16 protein-coding genes, 3 tRNA genes and 3 rRNA genes are annotated in these 22,060 nt (G+C 64.7%); 12 read left to right on the forward strand and 10 right to left on the reverse strand.

Going from position 1 to position 22,060, the window contains the following annotated elements; all coding sequences use genetic code 11:
* Positions 1–197 precede the first annotated feature (197 nt).
* Positions 198–719, reverse strand: a complete 522-nt coding sequence (locus NMLP_RS00065) for an archaemetzincin family Zn-dependent metalloprotease (protein WP_015408079.1) — start codon at positions 717–719, stop codon at positions 198–200.
* A 39-nt stretch (positions 720–758) separates the two neighbouring features.
* Here NMLP_RS00065 and NMLP_RS00070 point away from each other — a divergent pair, with 39 nt between their 5' ends.
* The 3 genes from NMLP_RS00070 to npdG all read left to right on the forward strand — a co-directional run bounded on the left by NMLP_RS00070 (position 759) and on the right by npdG (position 2,813).
* Positions 759–1,136, forward strand: a complete 378-nt coding sequence (locus NMLP_RS00070; protein WP_015408080.1) for a UPF0146 family protein — start codon at positions 759–761, stop codon at positions 1,134–1,136.
* Between the two features lie 22 nt (positions 1,137–1,158).
* A complete protein-coding gene (locus tag NMLP_RS00075) occupies positions 1,159–2,028 on the forward strand; it encodes a TIGR01548 family HAD-type hydrolase (RefSeq protein ID WP_015408081.1) in 870 nt (289 codons plus the stop codon).
* Positions 2,029–2,144: 116 nt separating this feature from the next.
* Positions 2,145–2,813, forward strand: coding sequence for an NADPH-dependent F420 reductase (npdG, locus tag NMLP_RS00080; protein WP_015408082.1), 669 nt, complete (start codon positions 2,145–2,147; stop codon positions 2,811–2,813).
* A 27-nt stretch (positions 2,814–2,840) separates the two neighbouring features.
* On the opposite strand, the gene NMLP_RS00085 is transcribed toward npdG, so the two are convergent.
* Positions 2,841–3,890, reverse strand: a complete 1,050-nt coding sequence (locus NMLP_RS00085) for a PrsW family intramembrane metalloprotease (protein WP_015408083.1) — start codon at positions 3,888–3,890, stop codon at positions 2,841–2,843.
* Positions 3,891–4,216: 326 nt separating this feature from the next.
* Here NMLP_RS00085 and NMLP_RS00090 point away from each other — a divergent pair, with 326 nt between their 5' ends.
* Positions 4,217–5,629, forward strand: coding sequence for a DUF402 domain-containing protein (locus NMLP_RS00090; protein WP_015408084.1), 1,413 nt, complete (start codon positions 4,217–4,219; stop codon positions 5,627–5,629).
* Between the two features lie 20 nt (positions 5,630–5,649).
* Here NMLP_RS00090 and NMLP_RS00095 read toward each other — a convergent pair whose 3' ends face one another.
* On the reverse strand, positions 5,650–6,792 hold the full coding sequence (locus NMLP_RS00095; protein ID WP_015408085.1) for an SPFH domain-containing protein: 1,143 nt from the start codon (positions 6,790–6,792) through the stop codon (positions 5,650–5,652).
* 130 nt (positions 6,793–6,922) lie between these two features.
* On the opposite strand from NMLP_RS00095, the gene NMLP_RS00100 reads away from it, so the two are divergent.
* Complete coding sequence (locus NMLP_RS00100) at positions 6,923–7,120, forward strand: DUF7333 family protein (RefSeq protein WP_015408086.1); 198 nt, start codon at positions 6,923–6,925, stop codon at positions 7,118–7,120.
* Between the two features lie 30 nt (positions 7,121–7,150).
* Here the strand turns inward: NMLP_RS00100 and NMLP_RS00105 are convergent, their stop codons facing one another.
* The 3 genes from NMLP_RS00105 to NMLP_RS00115 all read right to left on the reverse strand — a co-directional run bounded on the left by NMLP_RS00105 (position 7,151) and on the right by NMLP_RS00115 (position 9,880).
* Positions 7,151–8,506 (reverse strand): MFS transporter, encoded by a 1,356-nt coding sequence (locus NMLP_RS00105; RefSeq protein WP_015408087.1) that lies wholly within the window; start codon positions 8,504–8,506, stop codon positions 7,151–7,153.
* 66 nt (positions 8,507–8,572) lie between these two features.
* Positions 8,573–9,622, reverse strand: coding sequence for a quinone-dependent dihydroorotate dehydrogenase (locus tag NMLP_RS00110; protein WP_015408088.1), 1,050 nt, complete (start codon positions 9,620–9,622; stop codon positions 8,573–8,575).
* Between the two features lie 60 nt (positions 9,623–9,682).
* Entirely contained in the window at positions 9,683–9,880 is a 198-nt protein-coding gene (locus NMLP_RS00115; protein ID WP_015408089.1) for a hypothetical protein, read from the reverse strand.
* Positions 9,881–10,138: 258 nt separating this feature from the next.
* Between NMLP_RS00115 and NMLP_RS00120 the strand changes: the two genes are divergently transcribed.
* From NMLP_RS00120 to NMLP_RS00145, 6 genes are all read left to right on the forward strand, one after another.
* A complete protein-coding gene (locus NMLP_RS00120) occupies positions 10,139–10,450 on the forward strand; it encodes a non-histone chromosomal MC1 family protein (RefSeq protein WP_015408090.1) in 312 nt (103 codons plus the stop codon).
* 1,244 nt (positions 10,451–11,694) lie between these two features.
* A 16S ribosomal RNA gene (locus NMLP_RS00125) occupies positions 11,695–13,161 on the forward strand.
* 101 nt (positions 13,162–13,262) lie between these two features.
* A tRNA-Ala gene (locus NMLP_RS00130) sits at positions 13,263–13,334 on the forward strand.
* A gap of 205 nt (positions 13,335–13,539) precedes the next feature.
* Positions 13,540–16,457: ribosomal RNA gene (locus NMLP_RS00135) — 23S ribosomal RNA — on the forward strand.
* Between the two features lie 129 nt (positions 16,458–16,586).
* Positions 16,587–16,708: ribosomal RNA gene (rrf, locus tag NMLP_RS00140) — 5S ribosomal RNA — on the forward strand.
* Together the 16S, 23S and 5S rRNA genes with 2 tRNA genes alongside form the textbook arrangement of a ribosomal RNA operon.
* A 115-nt stretch (positions 16,709–16,823) precedes the next feature.
* Positions 16,824–16,899: transfer RNA gene (locus tag NMLP_RS00145), tRNA-Cys, on the forward strand.
* A gap of 733 nt (positions 16,900–17,632) precedes the next feature.
* Here NMLP_RS00145 and NMLP_RS00150 read toward each other — a convergent pair.
* The 4 genes from NMLP_RS00150 to NMLP_RS00165 all read right to left on the reverse strand — a co-directional run bounded on the left by NMLP_RS00150 (position 17,633) and on the right by NMLP_RS00165 (position 20,986).
* A tRNA-Ser gene (locus tag NMLP_RS00150) sits at positions 17,633–17,713 on the reverse strand.
* A gap of 56 nt (positions 17,714–17,769) precedes the next feature.
* Entirely contained in the window at positions 17,770–17,997 is a 228-nt protein-coding gene (locus NMLP_RS00155) for a hypothetical protein (RefSeq protein ID WP_015408091.1), read from the reverse strand.
* A gap of 25 nt (positions 17,998–18,022) precedes the next feature.
* Positions 18,023–18,406, reverse strand: coding sequence for a Rid family detoxifying hydrolase (locus tag NMLP_RS00160; protein ID WP_015408092.1), 384 nt, complete (start codon positions 18,404–18,406; stop codon positions 18,023–18,025).
* 195 nt (positions 18,407–18,601) lie between these two features.
* Entirely contained in the window at positions 18,602–20,986 is a 2,385-nt protein-coding gene (locus NMLP_RS00165; RefSeq protein ID WP_015408093.1) for a DEAD/DEAH box helicase, read from the reverse strand.
* A gap of 116 nt (positions 20,987–21,102) precedes the next feature.
* Between NMLP_RS00165 and lipA the strand changes: the two genes are divergently transcribed.
* Positions 21,103–22,041 carry a lipoyl synthase gene (lipA, locus tag NMLP_RS00170; RefSeq protein ID WP_015408094.1) on the forward strand — a complete coding sequence of 313 codons (939 nt, stop codon included), beginning with the start codon at positions 21,103–21,105 and terminating at the stop codon, positions 22,039–22,041.
* Positions 22,042–22,060 lie beyond the last annotated feature (19 nt).

The following is a 22,060-nucleotide window of genomic DNA, read 5'->3' on the forward strand; positions in this document are numbered from 1 at the left end:
TCAGATGAACCCGACGCACGAGGAGCACGCCGTTCGTTTGTCCGTCAGCATGAGTCGTCGTCCGGTTGGCCGTGGCCCGATCGAGTAACACCCTTTTGCTCCGCCGCGGCTACGGCCGCCCCCGCGGGCCATACGCCTCCCCGACCGATTTACCGTGATCCTGTGGTTGATTTATAACCGGTGATCCTGTGGCTGGTCTACAGAACGAGCCGCTGACAGCTGCCACAGAGGTTCTCCTCCTTGACGTCGACCTCCCGAACGGTCGGCGAGAAGTTCATTACACACCGGGAGTTGTCGCAGTGTTCGAGCCCGAGCGTGTGGCCGATCTCGTGGACGACCTCCTTTCGGACCCGGTCGGCGAAGATGTCGGTCGCAGACCGTTCCGAGAAGCCGCCGTCCGAGGACGTCTGGAGGCGATACGTGGAGATGACAGAGCCGTTGCCAGATAGATACGCGAGCCCGAAGACGTAGTTCCGCCGGCGATAGTAGAGATCGTTTGCGGTGATGGCGATGTTCTTTTCGCCGCTACCCACCCGGCCGGCGAGTTCGATGAACTCCTCGGCGCGATACTGCTCGCGCCCGCTGTCGTAGGCACCCTCCGGGACGGGCTGGTTGTCGTGGATTGTCACCTCGCAGTCGTAGACGGAGCGCAGCCCGCTGGAGGCTTCCCGTTTTACCGCCGCGGGGAGATCGCCGACCGGCACGATATCGACGTGCATGGGAAAGCATTAGATACCGTTGCTGATAAACATCCCGACGTGAACACCGCGCTCGTCGACCGGCTCTGCCGGTACGGTGCCCTCGTCGAGGTCGGCGTCGGCGTCCGCCCGTCCGTCGCGGTCGGACTGGCCGAACGGGACTGTCGCGTCGTCGCGACCGACGTCCACGAACGATCCGTTCCCGGGGCCGTCCGGTTCGTCCGCGACGACGTGACCGACCCCGACCTGTCGGTCTATCGGGGGGCCGACGCGGTGTACGCGCTGAACTGTCCACCGGAACTGCAACGTCCCCTCGCCGACGTCGCCGAGGCGGTCGGCACGGACTGTCTGTTCACAACTCTCGGCGGCGACCCGACGGTCGTCGACGCCGCTCCGGAAGCCCTTTCGCACGACACGTTGTTTCGACTCAACACATGAACACACCGCTTGCATCCACAGTATGAACGTCGACGCAGTCATCCTCGATGTCGATGGCGTATTGGTCGACGTCGCCGACTCCTATCGGCGTGCTATCGTCGAATCCATCGAGTACGTCTACGGTGACACCATCGAGTACGACCACATCCAGCTGTTCAAGGACGCCGGCGGGTTCAACAACGACTGGGAGCTGACGTACGCCGCCGCGTTGTACGTCCTCGCCCGCCGGGAGAACCCCGAGTTGAGCATCGGGACCTACACGGGCCTGATCGCCGCCTCCGGGGGCGGGCCGACGGCCGCCGAGACCGCTATCGCCGACGAACTCGACCCGGCCGCCCGCGAGCAGGTCCTCGCCGAGTGGGACTGCGGTCGGCTCCGGGACGTCTTCCAGCAACTCTATCTCGGCGGTGAGCTCTATCGCCGCCTCGAGGGCGGCGAGCCGGACCCCGACCTCGACCGACCGGGATTCATCGACGACGAACCCGTATTGCTCGACTCGGACACCCGCGGACGACTCGAGGCGTGGCCCCTCGGCGTCATCACGGGGCGTCCGGCCGCCGAAGCCGACATCGCTCTCGACCGCGTCGGCCTCGACATTCCGGAGGCACACCGCTTCACGATGGACGACTGGGAGGCCGGCAAACCCGATCCCGGCGCGCTCCTCACGCTCTCGGATCGCCTCGACGCCGACCGTCCGGTGTTCGTCGGCGACACGCTCGACGACATCCGGACGGTCACAAACGCGAACGAGGCGGATTCCTCCCGGACGCACCGCGGTGTCGGCGTCCTCACCGGCGGGCTCTCCGGCGAAGAGGGGCGCCGAAAGTACCGCAGCGCCGGCGCGGACGTCATCGTCGGGTCGATCAACGACCTCCCCGACCTGCTGAACTGAGGGGGCGTCCCCGAGCCGTGTCATCTACTTTTCGGGGCAACTTTCCCCACTCACACGCTCGGGGCAACCCTATCCGGTCACGCAACCGTTAATCCGCGCTTGCCCGAGATACGGGTATGCGAATCGCACTTCTCGGCGGCACTGGCGACATCGGGGCCGGACTCGCACTCCGGTTCGGCCGCGACACGGACCACGAACTCCTCGTCGGCTCACGCGACCCCGAAAAGGCTCGGACGAGCGCAGACGAGTACGGGACCGAACTCGAAGACCGCGGCCTCGACGCGGCGATCAAGGGCTTCGAGAACGCGATGGCGGCCGACCGCGCCGACGTAGTCGTGTTGGCGGTCCCCGCCTACCACCTCGTCGACACGGTCGAGGCAATCGCGGATCGCCTCGGCCCCGACACCGTCCTCGTCTCGCCGGCCGTCGGGATGAAACGCGACGAGTCGGGCTTTCATTACAACCGCCCCGGAGCCGGCAGCGTCGCCGCCCTCGCCGCGGAGGCGAAACCCGACGGGGTCCCCCTGATCGGTGCCTTCCATAACCTCCCCGCGGGCGGGCTTGCGGACCTCGACCGGGACTTCGAGTGGGACACGCTCGTCTTCGGCGACGACGCGGACGCCAAATCGACGGTGATCGACCTCGCCGACGAGATCAGGGGGCTCCGTCCACTCGACGTCGGCGGGCTGGACAACGCCGCCGAGGTCGAGTCGGTCACGCCGCTTTTGATCAACGTCGCGATGGAAAACGGCGGTCTCCACGACCTCGGCGTGCAGTTCCGGTAGCCGGGCGCACGCCCGCGGCTAGACCGTCTATCGTGTTTCGGCGTCGAACTCCGCGAGTTCCGAGTCGAACCTGTCGGACCCCTCGGGCGTATCGTGGCTCCGCCGGTACGCTGTCTCGTACCGCTTGAGCTTCCGGTAGAGGATATAAAAGAAGACGCCCTGATAGACGAAGACGAACCCGAGAAACAACACGAGGACCGGGACGCCCGGCACGAGCAGGCTGACGATTCCCGGTACCAACCCGACGAGAGTGTTGTACGTCGCGTGGATGAACGCCGCGATGAGAAGCCCCTTGGCGACGATGGGACCGGCGTTCTCGCGGTTGAATTTCGCCAACCCGAGGTAATACCCCGCAAACGCCGAGTAGACGACGTGTCCCGGTCCAGCTAGTCCCCGTACGGCGGTGATCTGTCCGCCCGCCTGGAGGGTCTCCGCGAACCCGTCGACGACTCCGACCCCGCTCGATATCAGGATCGACGCCGGCGTCTGGAGGTTCTGGGTGATATAAAGAACGTTTTCGATGGCGGCGAAACCCAGCCCCGCGACTGCCCCGTAGACCGCGCCGTCGACGACCGAGTCGAATCGCGAATCCCGGTAGGGGTACAACCAGACCGCAAGCAGTTTCACCGACTCCTCGACGGGGCCGACGACGAGATAAAAAAACAGGACGAGTCCGAAGAGCGGAAACACCTGCAGGAAGCCGAACACGCTGTTGATGACCGCGGCGAAGCCCGCGAACAGCACCGAGAGAATGAACGTGACGACGAGCAGTGACGGTGGCTCTTTCGTCGTGATGTCCGTTCGGTAGATGTACAGCGCCAAGAACCCAGCCGGAATGATCGAGAGCCCGCCCAACGCGAGAATGAACGGATCCTCGATAATGAGTCCCCCGGTGCCGCTCGCCACGAAGATCACAAGGAAAATTAACAGGCCGAGACCGACCAGGACCCGCCGACCCGCCCGGACGACGCCGCGGTGGGTCCGGATCGCCAGCCGATCCAGCGCCGTCCGTGGCTCCCAGGAGGCGATGTCGTAGAGGTCCTCGTCGTCGGTCCGTGCGTCGACCGGGTCCTTCATGTCCGATGCTCGCGCGGCGTACCCCTAACTGTTTGGCCCGTTGTGGGGTCTCGACCCACGTCCGTGGCGGCCGTGCTGTCCTGGAGTGCGCTCGCAGCGACTGTCTCTCCCCTGTTCCTCCGGCCCGTTGTGACCCACCTTACTTCCGCTGTGAGTCCCCCTCCGAGCCGAAGCCGGGACGCTTTCGGTCCCCGGTCCCGAACGCCCCCTATGCACTTCGATCAACGCACCCGGGCGGCGCTCCGTGCGTTCGCCCCCGACACCGAGTTGACGCTCGGGGCGACCGTCCACGACCGGGTCCGCTTCGCCGCCGCCCCCGGAGCGCTATGAGCGCGAACGTCCGTATCCGTGGGATCTATACCACGGCGCTCACCGAACTGCTCCGCGAGGACTACGACGTCGTCGCCGCCTCACCCCCGATACGCGAGCGCTTCGGGGAGCCATTCGAGGTCGACGTCGCGGACGCGACGGTCCGGACGACCGACGACCGCGAGGGCGTCGGCGTCGCCGGCACGGACGCCGCCGTTTCGGAACTGCGCGAGCGACTCGGGTCGGTCGGCCGCGACACGCTCGCGTGGGACGCCACCGCACCGGCCGGCGCGGTGTTCCGTGGCGAGGTGACGGAGACGCTCGGCTCCGGTGCGGTCGTCGAGTTGGGATCGGTCGACGGCGAGTCGGTCTCGGGGTTTCTTCCCTACGACCGGGTCGAGGGTTACGTCGACGAGGGCGACCGCTATCGCCTGCAGGTCGCCTCGGCGGAGCCGCCCTGGAGTGACGACCGGCCGATGCTGGCCCGCGAGTTGCGGCTCCCCGGCGGCCTCGTCGAACTCCGGCGGGGTGACGGCGGGGCGATGACAGAGACCGCTCGGCTGGCCGACATCCTCCCGGTCGACCCACTCGAGGGGTGGACGCCACGGTGGTCGAAATCGGCCGACGACGCCTCTCTCGACGCGATGGCGAGTGCTCTCGAACGAGCCAACGAGCGCGCGGCGGCGGTGATGGATGCGATCGCCACGGCTGACGACGCCACGGGTCGTATTGCTGCCCCCGTCTCGGGCGCGTGGGTGTGGTTCGGCCGAGAGAGCCGCTTCGAGCTCGATTCGGTCCGCCGGCGGGTCGAGACGACGATGGCGGGCCACCACCGGACGAAGGCCGCAACGGCGGCCGCGAGTTCGGCCGTGGACTTCGTCGAGGCGCTCTGTGGCCCCGACGCCGAGAGCGCGGCCGACGACGCCGACGTCGACTTCCCGTTCGACGTCGTCACCCGGCAGTTCGGCCCGCAATCGGGCGATTCGGTCGCCATCCGGCACGGAAAACCCGCGGGCCGGACGATCACGCTCGGCCGCGGCGAGGTCACCGAGCACGACCCGACGGGCTCGATCACCGTCGAGCGCGAGATGTCGGGCGGCGGCAGCTACGATGCCCTCGGCGTCGACAGAGTCGCGGGCGACGTCGCGACGACTACGTTCGTCGAGGGCCGGTGGTGGTACGCGACGGTTTATAAAGGATCGGGGGGCGAGCGCCGCGGCACCTACGTCAACGTCTGTACGCCCGTCGAGATATTTCCGCGGGCGGTCAGATACGTCGACCTCCACGTCGACGTGGTGAAAGGGCCCGACGGCGCCGTCGAACGGGTCGACGACGACGAACTCGACGCCGCCGTCGAGGCCGGACGGGTCCCCGGGGCGCTCGCCGACCGCGCCCGCGAGGTCGCCGCCTCCATCGAGAACGTTTTATAAATAGCTCCGCCTCGGGTCGCCTACTCGATCTCGTCTTCGAGTTCGATGTCGGCGCTCTCGATCTCGAGGTCGACGTCGCCGCTTTCGCTCCCCGCGGCGAGTTCCTCGATGCTATCGATGCCGAGCAACTCGCGCGTTTCGCCGTCGAATCCCAGCGACTCCAGTTCCGTCCCGCCGGTCGCCGCGTCGCTGCCGGTGAGGTGTTTGCCGTAGCGGCTCAAAAGCGAGGTCATCTCCTGGGGCAACACGAACGTCGTCGATTCGCCCTTGCCGATCTCCTCGAGCGTCTCCATCCCCCGTTCGATGATCGCACGTTCGCCCATCGATTCGGCGGATTTCGCACGCAGGACCGTCGAGATCGCTTCGCCCTGTGCCTCGAGGACGCTCGCTTGCTTTTCGCCCTGTGCCTCGAGGATGTTGGCTTGCTTGTCGCCCTCCGCCGTCTCGATGGCGGAGCGGCGTTCGCCCTGTGCCTCGAGGATCATCGCGCGGCGCTTTCGCTCGGCGGAACTTTGCTGTTCCATCGCCCGTTTGACGTCCGTCGAGGGGTTGACCTCTCTGACCTCGACGGCCTCGACCCGGACGCCCCACTCGTCGGTCGGCCCCTCGAGTTCACGCTGGATGCGGCGGTTGATCCGCTCGCGCTTCGAGAGCGTCTCGTCGAGTTCCATATCGCCCAACACGGCCCGCAGCGTCGTCTGGGCGAGGTTCGAGGTCGCCCGCTTGTAATCGTCGACCTCCAGGAACGCCCGCTTTGCGTTCATCACCTTGATGTAGACGACGGCGTCGGCGACCACCGGGGAGTTGTCCTCCGTGATCGCCTCCTGACGCGGGACGTCGATCGTCTGGGTCCGCATGTCGAAGGGGTAGGTCCGGGAGACGAACGGCGGCACGAAGTGGATCCCGGGCTCGAGGAGTTCGCGGAACTCGCCGAACACCGTCAGCGCCTCCTTCTCGTAGGCCTCGACGATCTCGACGGCGCTGGAGACGGCGGCGGCGGCGACGAAAAGCAGCGCCAGTCCGGCGATCACGAGCGGGTCGAACTCGATAACGCCGAACGCGAACCCCGCCCCGACGGCGAAGAGCGCAAAGAGGGCGACCGACGCGCGCGTGGAGAGTCCCGCGCTCTTCCGGCCGAGTTCGCGGGCGGCACTGTCTGACATAATTCACTGTTGGCGTCGGCGGTACTTGAACCCACGGCGCGGCCCGGGCCGACGGCCGTCGAATCCACGACGCCACGTCGGATCTCCCGAGGACACAAACTATACTTCTCGAACCCCAAACGAGGACCGTATGCAATTCAGCCTCCCCGTCTCGCTCGGCGCGTTGCTCGCCGTCGTCGTCGTGGGCGTTGCTGGCCTCGTCGGCAGCGATATGATGCCCCTCGAGACGACGCTCATGATGGTCGCCCCCTCGATGCTCGTCTTCGGTGTCCTCGCGTTCGCACTCGGGATGAAACACGGCGAGTACCGCGCCGCCGCCGTCCGATAGGGCCCGGAGTCGGACGCAACGCCTGGCTGTCTACGTCCTCGCCGCCTCGAAGTCCTCGCCGACGGCGAGAAACAGCCCGACCCCGACGAGCCCGATCGCCGTCGATCCGGCGAAGGCGGCCCGCGGGGAGACGGCGTATATCGCGCCGCCGATGGCCGCCGAGGGGATCACGACCGCGTTTCTGAGGAGGTAGTACGACCCCGTCACTCGACCCCCGGTTCCGGCCTCGGCCGGGCCGACGATGAGCGCCTTGTGGGCCGGCAGCCCCGCAAACCGGAGCCCAGAGAACGCAAACAGCGCCGCCAGCACGGCGGCGTTTTCGGGGGCGTTTATCAAGAGAACCGGGAAGACGGCGTAGACGGCGAACCCGAGGGCGACGACCGGCTTCAGCCCGACGCGGCGCGAGAGCCGCGAGACCGGCAGCATGACGGCGAGCGCGACGAGCATCTCGATCGCGAGCAACACGCCGAAGTACGCGTCCGGCGAGAGCCGCCCGACGACCGGCAGCCGGACGCCGACCGCGAGGAACTCCGTCACGACGATGACAAAAAAGACGTACACCATTCCGTTTGCGAAGCGGACGAGCGTGTCGGCGGCGAGCAGCGGCCGCAACGCCGGTGGCATCGCCCGTAGATCCTCGAGGATCGTCGAGACGCCCTCGAAGGACTTCCCGAGGCTGTCCTCGCCCGCGTCGTAGAGAACGTGCTGGGCGAGCGTCGCTCCGAGCCCGAACGCCGCGGCGACGGCGAGCAGCACGCGGAAGCCGGTTTCGAAGGCGAACCCGGAGAGGACGCCGGCCGCCAACAGCGGCCCGAGGAGAAACGCCGTCCGGCGGAACGTCTCGGTGCTCGCGAAGCCGGTCGCCAGCCGATCGGGTTCGAGGGCCTGTTTGACGACCGCGAACGTCGCCCCGAGACCGAAGGACTTCCAGGCCTGTGCGAGCGCGAGCCCGAGGAAGATGCCGACCGGGATCGAGGCGGGCTCGAGCCACCCGACGACGACCGCCTGCCCGAGGAGCTCGACCGTCGTTCCGACTGGGGGGACGGCGACGACGCCGAACGCGTCCGCGAACAACCAGACCACGAACCCGAGTGTCGACGCCAGCCCGAACAGCGTCAGCGCGACCCGCGATCCGATCCGATCGGAGAGCGCCCCGCCCGGGTAGGGGTAGACCGCCCCGATCAGGTTGCCGAACGTGCCGAAGAGCCCGATGGCGACCGCCCCAGCCCCGAGTACCGACATGTACCGCGGGACGTACCGACTCGTCATCTGGAAACCGAGGCTGAACGCGAACATCGCAACGGAGAGGACGAGGACGTCGCGCTCGAGCGCCAGGAACGTCCCCAACAACGCACGGACCCCCTCGCGCCCGCCGGCGTCTTCCATATGCCCTCTCGGTCCGTCGAAAGAATAAAGCCCCGCCGTCCCGCCCCGGTCCGGACGCGCGCTAACTTATAAATCCGCGCCCACCGCGTCCTCGATCGAGTCGATCCCGTCGCGCTCGAGCCGCTCGAGCAGCCCCCGGTTGATGTCGCGGGCGATCGAGGGGCCCTCGTAGACCAACCCGGTGTACAACTGTACGAGGCTGGCGCCGGCCCTGATCTTCTCGTAGGCCCCCTCGGCGTCCGTGACGCCGCCGACGCCGACGACCGGCTTCTCGGTCCGCTCGGCGATGAAACGGATCAGTTGGGTCGACTCGTCCTCGATCGGCTTCCCGGAGAGTCCGCCCGTCTCGTCGGCGTGTTCGCCCCGGAGCCACGGCGGGCGGCCAGTCGTCGTGTTCGTCGCGATGACGCCGTCCAGATCGAGGTCCTCGACGACGCCGAGGGCGTCCTCGACGGCCGCCTCGGTGAGGTCGGGAGAGAGCTTCACGAGCAGCGGATCTGCGCCGGCATCGGCGAGCGTCCCGAGGATCGACTCCAGGCGGTCGCGCTGTTGGAGCTCCCGGAGCCCGGGTGTGTTCGGCGAGGAGACGTTGACGACGAAGTACTCGCCCGCACCGACTCGTTCGAACGTGTACAGGTAATCCTCCTCGGCGTCCTCGTTCGGTGTCGATTTGGACTTCCCGATGTTGACCCCGATCGGGACCCGACAGTCGGCCTCCGCGAGGCGCTCGCCGACGACGTCAGCGCCGTCGTTGTTGAACCCCATCCGGTTTATCAGGGCGTCGTTGTCGGGGAGTCGGAACAGTCGCGGGCGTGGGTTACCGGCCTGCGGTTCGGCGGTCACACCGCCGACCTCGACGTGGCCGAAGCCGAGCGCAGCCAGGGCCGCCGGCGCGGTGGCGTTCTTGTCGAACCCGGCGGCGACGCCGATTGGATTCGGGAACGCACACCCGAGCGTTTCCACCCGGAGCCTCGGGTCGACGACGGTGTAGCGGTCGGCGACGACGCGCTCCAGGGGCGTCCCCTGTATCGCCTCGAGGAGCCGGTGGCCGAGCCCGTGGGCCGTCTCGGCGTCGATTTCAAAAAAGAGTGGCTTGAGGAGGTCATACAGTGTCATCGGTCGGATGGGGTCGTGCAACGGTGTTAAACGCCGCGGTCCCGGCGGCGTCCTCGCAGACTACAGGTCGTGTTCGACGTCGTCCGTATCGGCCTTTTGGATGATGATCTTCCCGTCGCGGACCCGGACGAACACCTCGTCGCCGATGCTCATACCCGCGACGGCTAGCTCGTCCTCGTGGAGGTTCACGTGGACGTTGTGATACTCGCCCTGATCGTCCTTGGCCCCGCTTGGGCTGAGCGTCTTCTTTCGCACCATCGCGTTGTGTTGGGTCGTTCGCCACACGGGATACATAAGTGTACCGTGCGAGACGCCGCCCCGCTGCGTTTTGCCGACCGAAGACGAGACCCGGGAGCGTTCTTCGCCCGGAACGCCGAGGCGTCCCTATCGGGGCGCCGGTCGCTCCAAATTCGCCCCCTCTGGCTGAAATATACGCGAAAAACCCGTGCCAGGGGGTCGACCTCGGGGTTATATTTATATTGACGTGTGTGCAGAAATCACACGGAGGACACAACTATGGCATCTGACGACGACACACGGAACTTCGCGCTGCGGGAGAACGCCGGCGACGAGACCAGCGTTTTTTCCGGTCGGACGCCGAGACAGGCGGCGCTGAAGGCGGCGCGACGGCTCGACCCCGCAGAAAGCGAGGACGTCGCCGACCGAACCGAACTCCGACTCCGGGAGAAGGGAACAAAAAAGGTCCACATCTACGAGGGATGGGCGTGGGAAGAGACGGCTCCCGACGATAGTCCCGACTGGATGCCCGAAGAAATAACGGAAGCGAACGTCTCGAAGCAGGGAATCAAACACCTAGAGGAACTGTAGCCGGCCCGAATCCGAGGATCGCTCCACATCGGGGGTACGCGGGAGCCGTGCGGTCAGAGCGTATCGCTTCGAGACGATCCGTCAGCCTCCGCCCTCTCGCCGCCCACCGCCGGAACCACCCCGAGGACCGGAACCGATATGACGACCGCGGCGGTACCGTGGGTGCGCGGCAACTCACCCGGCCGGACCGCGCACGCACGCGCATAGGATGATGGGCCGACTTCCACCCGCGCAACATCCATTACCGATCTCGTTCCGACTCGCATACCACGCCGTTCGGTCCTCCCGAGAGCCGCTTGAACCGTTCGTTCGCCCAGCGACGCGACACCGCCCCGGGCGAGGGGCCTCCCGTCACTACCGACGCTCGTACGTTCATCACTGCGTCGGTTGGCGGCCTGTGTGTTGGAACTCGTCCCGTTAGTGTTCGTTCGTTGAACTATCTGTGGTGACACTTCCCGTGGATCCGCGCGCGATCGGTCGCCGATCGGTCCCCCGAGGCCGGCCACCGCATCGAAACGGGAGCTCGATCTCCGGGAGAATGCCACGAGTGGAGATCACACGCCCCGAGCGGCATGAACTCCCGTGACGAAGCGGCCTCACTTCGACGGGCTTAATATGTCGACTCCCATCGAATGGAATGCGAACGACGCGGGGCACGACGCCCCGGCGGGACGGCCCTTCGGGTCGTCTCGTTCCGAGTTCACACCACACGCTGTGGTACCCGAACGGTGCCCCCCGAATCCGGAACGACCGGACAACTCGGTGGCTCCGTTTCGACGCCCTTAAGTATAACAGGGCACTCGGGTTGAAATACGCGGAACGGGCCGGAACCGCATTCCGGCGCCGCTCCGAATCCGACGCCCTTAAGTGTAACAGGGCACTCGGATTGAAGTACGAAAGGCGACCCGGACTCCGTTCGGTTCGCCTCTGATTCGACGCCCTTATGCGTATGAGGGCGTTGGTCAAAGACACGACGTGGTCGAGGCCGGTTCGAAGCCGACCTCGCTCACGGATCGACGTAATCCGGTGGGTTTATGACCCATCGCGGGTTACTGTTAGATCCGAAGGAAATGAGGATTCCACCCCTGCGGTCCGCCGTATAGATGGGATCTGATGTTAGCCTTGGCAGTTCGGTGACACTCGGTCGGTCCGATTGTCATCGATTGCCGATAGTATGGTACACACCTGTTTCAGGTGTGTCCCGCCAAACCCTCCCCGAGCTGGGTAACAAGTTCGGGGAACACATTCCGGTTGATCCTGCCGGAGGCTATTGCTATCGGTGTCCGATTTAGCCATGCGAGTTGCACGTTTAACGTAGCAAACTGCTCAGTAACACGTGGCCAAACTGCCCTATGGATCGGTATAACCTCGGGAAACTGAGGCTAATCCCGAATAGTGCATCCAGCCTGGAACTGGCGGATGCACGAAATGCTCCGGCGCCATAGGATGTGGCTGCGGCCGATTAGGTAGACGGTGGGGTAACGGCCCACCGTGCCGATAATCGGTACGGGTCATGAGAGTGAGAGCCCGGAGACGGACTCTGAGACACGAGTCCGGGCCCTACGGGGCGCAGCAGGCGCGAAACCTTTACACTGCACGACAGTGCGATAGGGGGACACCGAGTGCGAGGGCATAGAGCCCTCGCTTTTGTAGACCGTAAGGAGGTCTACGAATAAGGGCTGGGCAAGACCGGTGCCAGCCGCCGCGGTAACACCGGCAGCCCGAGTGATGGCCGATATTATTGGGCCTAAAGCGTCCGTAGCTGGCCGCGCAAGTTCGTCGGGAAATCCACTCGCTTAACGAGTGGGCGTCCGGCGAAAACTGTGCGGCTTGGGACCGGAAGATCCAAGGGGTACGTCCGGGGTAGGAGTGAAATCCCGTAATCCTGGACGGACCACCGATGGCGAAAGCACCTTGGAAGGACGGATCCGACAGTGAGGGACGAAAGCTAGGGTCTCGAACCGGATTAGATACCCGGGTAGTCCTAGCCGTAAACGATGCTCGCTAGGTGTGGCGCAGGCTACGAGCCTGCGCTGTGCCGTAGGGAAGCCGTGAAGCGAGCCGCCTGGGAAGTACGTCTGCAAGGATGAAACTTAAAGGAATTGGCGGGGGAGCACTACAACCGGAGGAGCCTGCGGTTTAATTGGACTCAACGCCGGACATCTCACCAGCTCCGACAGCAGTAATGACGGTCAGGTTGATGACCTTACCCGACGCTGCTGAGAGGAGGTGCATGGCCGCCGTCAGCTCGTACCGTGAGGCGTCCTGTTAAGTCAGGCAACGAGCGAGACCCGCACCTCTAGTTGCCAGCAGCATCTTGCGATGGCTGGGTACACTAGGGGGACTGCCGTCGCTAAGACGGAGGAAGGAACGGGCAACGGTAGGTCAGTATGCCCCGAATGAGCTGGGCTACACGCGGGCTACAATGGTCGAGACAGTGGGATGCGACACCGAGAGGTGAAGCTAATCTCCTAAACTCGATCGTAGTTCGGATTGCGGACTGAAACTCGTCCGCATGAAGCTGGATTCGGTAGTAATCGCGTGTCAGAAGCGCGCGGTGAATACGTCCCTGCTCCTTGCACACACCGCCCGTCAAAGCACCCGAGTGGGGTCCGGATGAGGCCTGGTTTCCAGGTCGAATCTGGGCTCCGCAAGGGGGCTTAAGTCGTAACAAGGTAGCCGTAGGGGAATCTGCGGCTGGATCACCTCCTAACGTCCGGGACTGAGGCTTCGGCCTCAGCCCACCTTTGGCGATCTATCGGCGTCGGTGCGCGACCGACCGAGCACCTTTGAACTGTCAAGGCTGATGGTAGGGCCCATAGCTCAGCGGTAGAGTGCCTCCTTTGCAAGGAGGATGCCCTGGGTTCGAATCCCAGTGGGTCCATCTCACGTACCCGATCCGAACCGTGTCCCTTAAGTGGGAAACGCGGCTCGTTCGGGTACGAAGAACCGATGCACCACTCCGTGCAAGCGCGAGTGGGAAGGGTGGACACAGATCCGCAGTCAACGGATGTGTGTATGAGACCGTGTGTACATGCGATCCAGACGCTCACTGGACCCGTTTCATCGGGTTTATGAGCGATCTATCATTACCGTGGCTACTGTGCCACCTGGTGAATAGCTCGGCTCAGGCGCCGACGAAGGACGTGCCAAGCTGCGATAAGCCTCAGGGAGCCGCACGGAGGCAAAGAACTGAGGATCTCCTAATGGGAATCCCCACCGCAATTGCTTCGCGCAATGGGGAACGCCCCGGATTGAAACATCTTAGTAGGGGCAGGAAAAGAAAGCGAATGCGATGTCGTTAGTAACCGCGAGTGAACGCGACACAGTCCAAACCGAAGGTCTTCGACCAATGTGGTGTTCGGACTGGCTCTCATCGGGCGAACGGTTTCGAGAAGTCTCCTGGAACGGAGCGTGATACAGGGTGATAACCCCGTATCGGAACCAACTAACCCGTGCGTCAGCTCCAGAGTATCGGGGATTGGAAATTCCTCGTGAATCCGGCAGACATCGTCTGCCAAGACTAAATACGTCCTGAGACCGATAGCGAACAAGTAGCGTGAGCGAACGCTGAAAAGCACCCCGAGAAGGGAGGTGCAATAGGGCTTGAAATCAGGTGGTGATAGAACGACGGGGCACGAAAGGTCCGTAGCTAAACGACCGAGACGCGAGTCTCCAGTAGAACGCTTCGGAAGCCGCTGTTCCGTCGTACGTTTTGAAAAACGAACCAGGGAGTGTACTTGTCTGGCGAGTCTAACCCGTTCATCGGGGAAGGCATAGGGAAACCGACATGGCCGCAGTCTTACGACCAGGGCCGCCGTGTTCAAGCGCGGGGAGTCAGACGGGTACGACCCGAAACCGGGTGATCTATGCGTGGACAGGACGAAGCGTGGCGAAAGCTACGTGGAGGTCCGCTAGAGTTGGTGTCCTACAATACCCTCTCGTGATCTACGTATAGGGGTGAAAGGCCCATCGAACCCGGAAACAGCTGGTTCCGACCGAAACATGTCGAAGCATGACCTCCGTTGAGGTAGTCCGTGGGGTAGAGAGACTGATTGGGGGCGTGGACTTCGAGAGAAGTTCACCCTCCTGTCAAACTCCGAACTCACGGACGCCGTTGACGCGGGGAGTCCGCTGTGCGGGGTAAGCCTGTGCAGCGTGAGGGAGACAACCCAGAGCTGGGTTAAGGTCCCCAAGTGTAGACTAAGTGCGATTGAAGGTAGTCCCGAGCCCAAGACAGCCGGGAGGTGAGCTTAGAAGCAGCTACCCTCTAAGAATAGCGTAACAGCTTACCGGCCGAGGTTCGGGGCGCCCAAAATGATCGGGGCTCAAGTCTACCACCGAGACCCGGCGGCACGCCTCACAGCGTGCTTCCGTAGGTCGGCACTCCGGTTGGGTGGAAGCTCGGGCGAGAGTTCGAGTGGACCAATTGGTGAAGAAAATCCTGGTTGCAGTAGCAGCGATAGTCGGGTGTGAATCCTGACGGCCAAATGAGCAAGGGTTCCTCGGCAATGTTCGTCAGCCGAGGGTTAGCCGGTCCTAAGACTCACCGCAATTCGAATGAGTCAAATTGGGAAGCTGGTTAATATTCCAGCGCCGTTGTACATTCAACGCCGACGCCTTGGGGTCGACCGAACCGGGCTTTCGCCCGGTCGAACTGTCCAAATCCGTGGAAGCCGTAATGGCACGAAGCGGACGAACGGCAGGATAGCGCAAGTCGGTTCAACCTGGGGCCCGTGAAAAGGCAAGTACAACGTCCGTACCGAGATCCGACACAGGTGCTCATGCCGGCGAAAGGCAAGGCCTGTCGGGAACAACCGACGTTAGGGAATTCGGCAATCTGGCCCCGTAAGTTCGCGATAAGGGGTGCCTGCCTCGGAAAGAGGCAGGTCTCAGTGACTCGGACGCTCCGACTGTCTAGTAACAACATAGGTGACCGCAAATCCGAAAGGACTCGTACGGTCACTGAATCCTGCCCAGTGCGGGTATCTGAACACCTCGTACAAGAGGACGAAGGACCCGTCAACGGCGGGGGTAACTATGACCCTCTTAAGGTAGCGTAGTACCTTGCCGCTTCAGTAGCGGCTTGCATGAATGGATTAACGAGAGCGTCGCTGTCCCAACGTTGGGCCCGGTGAACCATACGTTCCAGTGCGGAGTCTGGAGACACCCAGGGGGAAGCGAAGACCCTATGGAGCTTTACTGCAAGCTGTCGCTGGGACATGGTCGCTGATGTGCAGGATAGGTAGGAGACACTACACAGGTGCGTGCGCCAGCACGTCGCCGAGTCAACACTGAAATACTACCCGTCAGTGACTGTGACCCTCACTCCGGGAGGAGAACACCGATAGCTGGGCAGTTTGACTGGGGCGGTACGCGCTCGAAAAGATATCGAGCGCGCCCTAAGTCCATCTCAGTCGGGACAGAGACCCGACGGAGAGTGTAAGAGCAAAAGATGGATTGACAGTGATCTTCCCAACGAGGATCGCTGACGCGAAAGCGTGGTCTAGCGAACCAATGAGCCTGCCCGATGCGGGCCATTGATGACAGAAAAGCTACCCTAGGGATAACAGAGTCGTCACCCGCAAGAGCACATATCGACCGGGTGGCTTGCTACCTCGATGTCGGTTCCCTCCATCCTGCCCGTGCAGAAGCGGGCAAGGGTGAGGTTGTTCGCCTATTAAAGGAGGTCGTGAGCTGGGTTTAGACCGTCGTGAGACAGGTCGGCTGCTATCTACTGGGTGTGTTTGACGCTTGACAGGAACGACCGTATAGTACGAGAGGAACTACGGTTGGGTGCCACTGGTTTACCAGTTGTCCGAGAGGGCACTGCTGGGCAGCTACGCACCACGGGGTAACGGCTGAATGCATCTAAGCCGGAAACCCACCTGGAAAAGAAGCGTCGCCGAGATCTCTCCTAGAAGAGGAGTTCGATAGACTCGGGGTGTACGCGTCGAGGCAACGAGACGTTCAGCCCGCGAGCACTAACCGATCGAAGCCACCAATCATTCCATCGCTCCGCCCGATGAAGCGGGTCCGGGCGTAAACTGGATCGCATGTACAGACGACAACACCACCGGTGTTGGACGTCGGGGAGTACTATCCCCGTCAGTGGTTCGATTCCACGAACCGGCATTAAGGCGGCCACAGCGGCGGGGCGACTCCCGTACCCATCCCGAACACGGAAGATAAGCCCGCCAGCGTTCCAGCGAGTACTGGAGTGCGCGAGCCTCTGGGAAACCTGGTTCGCCGCCTACCATTCATTCAAACCCCACACAGCACGTGCTGTGTGGGGTTTTTTGTATTTATACCGGGGACGCCCCCGGCTAGCTACCGCTACGCTTAAATCGCCGTCTCCGTTAGGAACGGACGCGCCAAGGTGGCAGAGTCTGGCCTTACGCGGTTGCCTGCAGAGCAGCTATACGCCGGTTCAAATCCGGCCCTTGGCTCTCGACGCTGTCCGAGCGGACTACGTCCCGGCGTGTGTGTTCTCAGCGTCGGTACGTCCGGAATACGACATACCGCCTCGACTCAGGGGCCGGTCTCGTCGGATTCGACCGTGCCGCCGTAGCAGAGAACCAACGCGTCGCAGCTCGTTCGGTTGCCGAGTATCTGGGGTCGATGTCGAATACAGTCCCTCCCAGCGGGCGGTCCTGTCCCGACAGCGGTGCGTCGCCGTCGGCCTTCGATAGCGTCAAGCGCACTTCGGGATCGTTCCTCGCACATCGGGGTTCGGATAGCACTTGTGCGTCGAGTGCGCCGGCGTACCGTTCGAACCGAACTCGTCGTCGTCCTGCTCGACCGCGAGTACGCGCCAGAGGCCCCCTCGACCGGCGCACGGCACCAGGTCGCGGCCCCCGATTGTGCCCGCGGTGCTGCTCGGCTACTTGGAAAACGAAAGAAGTCGATGGCGGCGGGAGGGCAGTCCTCCACCGGCCCTGTCACATTCGAGTTTCGGCAGGCGAGCTACCGCGGCTCCGCATCCCGTGGTAGAACGCCGAGGGGTGTGCCTGAGGTGGCTCGTCGCCGCGCCCGGAGGTCCGTGGTTCGATTCCCCGGAAATCGCGGTGCTGTTGGCGTGATACTCCCCGGAAGCCCTTTGCTCCTCACGTCCGTTTTCCGTGGCTCACTCGGTTCGCCACGACGTTTCGCTCGCGTGCGCTCGCGAAACCGCCACAAAAACGCCGGGACAGGGATTTGAACCCTGGATCCCTGAGGGAACACGCTTTCCAGGCGTGCGCCTTACCACTCGGCCATCCCGGCTCAACAGAAGATACCGGAGTCGGCCGTTTAAAAGCTTCGCGTTCGGCGGGGGCGTGTCACTCGTCCGCATCGGGCCGCCGCCCGGCGACGCCGAGTCGGCGCTCGAGGTAGCCGCTGCTCGCGGCCGCCACAGCGAAGACCGCAAGCGTCACAGCAGTTACCGGGGGGACGCCCAGGAACGTCCCCCCGAGGAGGAGATACAGCCCGTGGGCGACGAGAAACGAGAACGCGCCGACGAGGCCCCAAAGCAGCGCCGAGCGACGGCGAGGCGTCACGAATGGCATCCGATTGGGTCGGCGATTCGTCGGCTCACGGCCGCGTCGCGACCGCTTCGATCTCGACGGCCATCCCGAGCGGGAGCGCGCCGGCCTGTACCGCCGACCGGGCCGGCGGCTCGCTCTCGAAGTAGCTGGCGTACACCTCGTTCATCGCCTCGAAGTCGTCGATGTCGGCGAGATAGACGGTCGTTTTGAGGACGTTCCCGAAGTCCGTTCCGGCCGCCTCGAGCACGGCGGCGAGGTTGTCGAGCGCTCGTTCGGTCTGGACCGCGATCGGTTCCCCGGAGAGTGGATCGCCGTCGGGGGTCAACGCGATCTGGCCGGCGGTAAAGACGAGGTCGCCGTCGGTCGTCGCCTGGCTGTATGCCCCGGCCGCGGGCGGGCCGTCGTCGGTGTGGATCGTCTCCTTGCCCATAAAACGGTTTCCGGCGCGCGCTATTATAAAAGCCGGGCGTCCCCGTCGCCGTGTTGTGCGACCTCCATTTCGTCTGGAACCCGATACCGCGTTGGCATACGCGACAGCGACACGCCGACCGGTAACGGCGTATAGACGGGCTCTCAGATTGCGTTCCTGTATCGCTCGGCGGTGTTCGACCGGAAGCGAAGGGGTTCACTCGACCGCGACGACGCGGCGGTCCCTGATCGGGTGAAGCGGGAGTTCCGGGAAGCTAACCTCGACCTCGTAGGTGAGTTCTTCCGTGTCACCGCCGAAGACGCCGACCGGGACGGTCGTCTCGCCGAGATACCGCGTCGTCTCCGACATCTCGACGTCGTTGACCGTCACCCGAACCCCCGCGGGCGCTCCCTCGCCGGCGTTTCGGACGGTGACTTCGGCCATCGTGTTTTCGCCTTCGGGAACCGCTTCGGGCATCCCCTCCCACTCGATAGCGACGCCCGGCAACGCCCGCGCCTGCTCGAGGACCCGTTCGGCGACGCCCTCCGAGAGGCCGGCGTCGATCAGTCCCTCGACGCCGACACGCCGGATGTCGGCGGGGTCGACGAGCCCCGCCTTCGCGAGTTTGCTCGCCCGCCCCGAACCGATTCCGCCGACCGCGACCAGTCCGACCGCCTCCTCGCCGACCCCGTGTTCGAGACGGGCCTCGATCCGCCGGACGAGGTTCGCGTCCCGCGGCGAGGCGAACCGTTCACAGAAGGCCCGCAGTGCAGCCAACAGCCGCAGGGCGTTCTGCCGGATGACCCACGCGTCGCTTTGGAGCTCGGCAGGCGTCGTTCCGTCCATGCCGGCCCGGAGGATGGCGAGCACCTTCCGGTTCCCGGGCTCTAAGTCGTCGCCCTCGCCGGCGAGAACGGCCCCGAACGTCTCGCGTTCGTCGCGGCGCGCCGAGACGCTGTCGAACGCCGTCGCGTCGGCGACGGTCCGGAGGGCGGCCGCCCCACCGAGATCCGGGGTGTCGCTGTCGGCGGCGCGTTCACACAGCGCGTGAAACGACGCGGCGGTGTCGAGGCGGAGATAGAACTGCGAGGTGAGCCGACCGAGCGTCGTCGGCTCGATTTCGAGGCCCGACTGATCGACGAACCCACCGTCGACGAGGCGTTCGAGCGTCGCCGAGACCCGATCACGGAGTGAGTCGGGGTCGTCGTAGTGCTCCGGCGCGCTTGCCGCCCGGGCGTAGTAGAACGTCGTCTCGAGCCACCCCATTACGTCCTCGATGTCGTCGACCACGCCGAGGGCGATTTCGGCGTTCAGATGCGCGTCGAGTTCGCCGGCCAGCCGCGACTCGATCGGCTTGCCGTCCTCGAGTAACTGCCGGTAGCGCCCCGCGTCCGAGCCATCACAGACGACGTGTGCGTACCCGGCGTCGTCGTAGCCCGGCCGCCCGGCGCGACCGAGCATCTGGAGGATGTCGAGGGGACTCATGTCGACTTCGCCCTCGAGGGGGTCGTGCAGCTTCGTGTCGCGGATGACGACACACCGCGCCGGGAGGTTGACGCCCCACGCCAGCGTCGAGGTCGAAAACAGCAGCTGTATCTCACCGCTTTTGAACCAGTCTTCGACGCGGTCTTTGTCCCCCTTCGAGAGCCCTGCGTGGTGGAAGCCGACACCGTCGACGACCGACTGCCGAAGCGTGTCGTTTTGTAACTCCTGGGCGTCTGTGTGGAAGTCGTACTCGCCGCGCGAGCCGATCTCGACGTCGCGTTCGGCGATCACGTCTCGCGCCTTCTCGGCGGCTCGCACCGTGTCCTGCCGCGAGGCGACGAACACCAGCGCCTGTCCGCCGTCCTCGATGTGTGGTTGTGCGAGATCCAACGCCCGGTAGAGCCGGCGGTACTTGTCGGCGAAGGCGTTGTCGCCGTGGGCGTACGTCTCGACCGTCGCCGACAGCGGGACGGGCCGATAGGACTCCCCGAAGCGAAAGGTACACGCCTCGGGCGCGTCGAGCCACTCGGCGACGTCGCCGACGTTTCGCATCGTCGCCGACAGGGCGACGACCCGCGGCTCACAGAGCCGCCTGAGACGCGATATCGTCACTTCGAGGACGGCCCCTCGCTGGTCCGAATCGAGCAGGTGGACCTCGTCGATGACACAGCAGTCGACGTCGGTAACGAAGGCGTACCGCGGCGAGTCGTGTTTTCTCGTCGCCGAGTCGGCCTTTTCCGGCGTCATCACGAGGATGTCCGCCCCCTCGGCCCGGCGGGGGTTGAGATCGCGTTCGCCGGTGACGACGTACACCGAGTAGCCCAGCGCCTCGAAGCGCTCCCACTCGGATTCCTTCTCGTTGGTCAGCGCCCGAAGCGGCGCGAGAAACAGCGCGGTGCCGCCCGACTCGAGTGTCCGACAGATCGCGGCCTCCGCGAGCGCCGTTTTTCCGCTCGCAGTCGGCGCGCTGACGACGACGTTGTCGTCGGACTCGAGGATGGCGGGCAACGCCGCGGCTTGCATCCGGTTGAACGATTCGAAGGGGAACGCGTCGGCGAACGCCGGCAGCACGTCCGCGACAGCGGCACCCGCCTCGTATTCCGTGCGACCTGCCACGGGCGGAGGGGGGGCTGCCGAGCGTATAGGCGTTTCCGTCGCGGGCGGGGTGTCTGGAGGGGGCCGGAGCCGACACCGGCGCGTACGTTTTTATTCCGGGATCCGAACGACTACGTATGGGGCGTCGTCGCAAACCCGAATGGCTAACGAGCCGGCCGCCGAGCGGCGAGCGGTTCGCCGAAATCAAGCGGACGCTGCGGGACCGAGACCTCCATACGGTCTGTGAAGCGGCCAACTGTCCGAATCTCGGCGACTGTTGGAGCGGTCGCGACGGTCCCGGGACGGCGACGTTCATGTTGCTGGGCGAGCGCTGCTCGCGAGGGTGTAACTTCTGTGACGTCGAGACCGGCGGGATGGGCCCCCTCGATTCCGAAGAGCCCGAGAACGTCGCGAGCGCGGCCGCGGAGATCGGTCTCGACTACGTGGTGTTGACTTCCGTCGACCGCGACGACCTCCCGGACGGCGGGTCGAGCCACTTCGCCGCCACGATCCGGGAAATAAAACGCCTCGATCCCGGGATTCTCGTCGAGGCGTTGATCCCCGACTTTCGGGGCGACGCGGAGGCGATCGATCGGATCGTCGACGCCGGAGCCGACGTGATCGCACACAACGTCGAGACGGTCGATCGACTCCAGTGGCCGGTCCGGGATCGCCGCGCCGGCTACGAACAGTCGCTGTCGGTGCTCGAACGGGTCGCCGACGCGCCCGACGTCCACACGAAAACGAGTCTGATGCTCGGGGTCGGGGAGTACGACCACGAGGTGTATCGGACGCTGTCGGACCTCCGGGCGGTCGGCGTCGACGTCGTGACGTTCGGCCAGTATCTCCAGCCCTCCCGGTCGCACCTGGAGGTCTTCGAGTACGTCCACCCGGACGTCTTCGACGTCTGGAAGACCGTCGCCGAGGAGGAGTTCGGCTTTCTGTACTGTGCGTCGGGACCGATGGTTCGGTCGTCGTTCAAGGCCGGTGAGCTATTCCTCGAGGCGCTGGTCCGGGACGGAGCCGATCCGGCGTCGGCCAGGGTAGTGGCGGAGCAGCACGGGACTGCCGAATGAGCCTCCGATGTGGGGCGGC

The organism is Natronomonas moolapensis 8.8.11 (assembly GCF_000591055.1).
Lineage (GTDB): Archaea > Halobacteriota > Halobacteria > Halobacteriales > Haloarculaceae > Natronomonas > Natronomonas moolapensis.